General features: G+C 58.6%; 1 tRNA gene and 1 pseudogene. Both read right to left on the bottom strand.

Annotated features, from left to right (window positions below):
- Positions 1 to 606 (bottom strand): annotated as a pseudogene (locus CFR79_RS15490) (hypothetical protein); the annotation flags it as partial.
- Positions 607 to 853: 247 nt separating this feature from the next.
- A tRNA-Met gene (locus CFR79_RS15485) sits at positions 854 to 930 on the bottom strand.
- Between the last annotated feature and the right edge of the window lie 52 nt (positions 931 to 982).

The following is a 982-nucleotide window of genomic DNA, read 5'->3' as shown; positions in this document are numbered from 1 at the left end:
AAGTTCCCGCAGGGTCTCCGTATCGACTTTCGGGAATTCCGCCTTGCCGCGTCTTTTCCGCAGCGCCCTGTAAAGGTTTGCGGCCAGATCCTCACAGGCACCCCGTGAACAGGCGAGCAGTCCGCCTGCCAGAATGGTCTTTCCATCGGATGGCACAAGCCGCGCTGCAATCCGGTCCCACTGGCTGAGTGTCCGGGTGGCGGTGCCTTCATGCACGAGAACAGGCTCGCCACCCCGCAGCAGGTCACGCGCCATGAAGCTCTGGCCGGGTCTGATGTCCGAGACTTCATACAGGCTCATGACCGAAGCCCGGAGCGCACGCATATAGGCGCTGTTGCGCGGTCCTTCCTTCCAGCCCCGGCGTTTCAGATAGACGTCAACGATATTCCGGTCGTTATCCCAGTCCTGCCCCAGGAAATCCTCGAAGGCACAGCCCCACAGCGTCATGGCGACGTCGGGACCGATCATCTCCGCCAGATCCTCGAACGTGATGTCGCCCGCTTCCAGCGCCGGACCGATGTGATCGCCAAGCACTTCCGCGAAACGGTCCTGCCAGTCATCCTGACCGAGATATCTGATCAGTCCCGTGAGTTCGTCTGCGGCCATGAGGCTTTCCTGCTACTCCGGTTATGGACAGCAGAGGGAGAGACTGTCCTGACTCGACAAGGCAGGATCATACCCTGAAACAGGCGACAGGATGCCCCTTCCCGCCTTCACGCATTTGTGACATTCGACAAAAACGCGCCGCATTACCTTTCCGTCTGTTTCCTATGTGTTTCCTGCGGAGTGATCTGGGCACAAAAAAAGCCACCCGATTGGGTGGCTTTTCTTTGTCTTTTGAGACACTTATATCTGGTTGCGGGGATAGGATTTGAACCTATGACCTTCAGGTTATGAGCCTGACGAGCTACCGGGCTGCTCCACCCCGCGGTTGTTTGGGGAGACTGGAAGACCTGGCGGCGACCGACTTTCCCGTGCCTTA

Origin of the sequence: Komagataeibacter saccharivorans, from assembly GCF_003207825.1 — a bacterium.
Taxonomy (GTDB): Bacteria; Pseudomonadota; Alphaproteobacteria; order Acetobacterales; family Acetobacteraceae; genus Komagataeibacter; species Komagataeibacter saccharivorans.
Note: the sequence above shows the minus strand (reverse complement) of the source record. Positions and strands in the feature narration are given on the sequence as shown.